Annotated in this window: 2 protein-coding genes; both read right to left on the bottom strand. The window is 62.0% G+C overall.

From position 1 onward, the window contains the following. Window positions 1-123: 123 nt before the first annotated feature. Entirely contained in the window at window positions 124-711 is a 588-nt protein-coding gene (locus K8556_RS38835) for an imm11 family protein (RefSeq protein WP_223745178.1), read from the bottom strand. Between the two features lie 9 nt (window positions 712-720). Next, a partial coding sequence (locus tag K8556_RS38830; protein WP_223745177.1) for an AHH domain-containing protein occupies window positions 721-1272 on the bottom strand: 552 nt, incomplete at its 5' end.

Genomic DNA, 1272 nt, shown 5'->3' with positions numbered 1-1272 from the left:
CCATCCCCCTGGTCGATGAACCCGAACTGAATCGTCATGTCCCCTCCCGACTCGGGACTGACAGGATTCAGCCACCCGGGCCGCGAGTGAAGGACTGGCCGGGTGGGACTGACAAAGACTGACTCAGGGTGCGCTTTGCGGCCCCGTCACGCGAGTGAAGAACACTCCCAGGTTCCCCACCTGTTCGAGAGCGGCCTTGACCTCCTCGGAGACAATGAGCGCTGTCTTGAACTTCCTTGGCCGCAGGACATGCGCGTCCCCGGTCTTGGAGGGGTCGATTCGCAAGCCGTGGATCCAGCGGTACTCTCCTGCATACTCAGGAAAAGGGTCGTCTTCGGCGTAGTGCTGCACCTGTCGACACTTCGCTTCGTCAATGCAATCGACTGTCCTTGTTGCGTTGATGATGAAGTGTTGATCGGGTTCCCCTTCGATGGTGATTGGGAACAGTTGCACATCGTTGGAGGCCTGCGTCCTGAAAACGTTCGCGGCCGCTCCACTGCCGATGGGCGTACGCTCAACCCCCGCGAAAACAAGGGCGCGTTTCTGACCTGGGTTTCGAATCCGAGCCTTGCTGGGCCCGGGATCCGGAAGAGGGTGCCCCTCCCCGAACATCCACGGTTCTGCGAAGGCTCCTCCGGAGGCGGGCACAGGTGTCGTGATGTACCACTGAGGCACATCCGCGATATTCACCCAATAGAAGTTCCGTTCCACGCTGCTCTCCTACTTCACGATGTAGCTACGCAGGTCCGAGCCCGCCGTGAGCAATTCATTTGCGATCCTGGCGGGTTCATTCAGCAGCTTCGTACGGCAGGCTTCCGTGGTTCTGCATGTCCTTACGGCCGTCTGCAGGCGATTCACGACCTGATTGTGATAGATTTCAGGGTGAGGCCCTTCGTGTCCCTTGAGCCGCACCTTGTTGGCTGCGTCCTCAAGCGTCATGCCGGCCTTCTCGAAGATTTCCTCGCACGCTGGCGTCCAAGGCCCTCCGGAGACAGCGGAGACGTTGTTCTTGTTGGTGCAGATGTGATGAACCGGCCCCTCGGCGTCACCTGGAATCTGGCCGTTGGAGTACATCGCGAGAGCAGCCGCTGCTCCAGGCGCCAACGCGACGTTGAGCACCCCCGCGGCAGGCAGCGCGATGGACGTCACGCCGCCGTTCAGCGCTGCCCCAAGTGAGAATCCCGTCTCGGCCTGTCCCCGGAGCGCGGCCTGGGGGAAGCCCGGGAGCTTGGGGCCCTGGGCGGCCATCGCGTTCTTCCCGCCCAGCGCCGC

Origin of the sequence: Corallococcus sp. AS-1-12 (assembly GCF_020036995.1) — a bacterium.
Lineage (GTDB): Bacteria > Myxococcota > Myxococcia > Myxococcales > Myxococcaceae > Corallococcus.
This window is presented reverse-complemented; position numbering and strand designations above follow the sequence as displayed.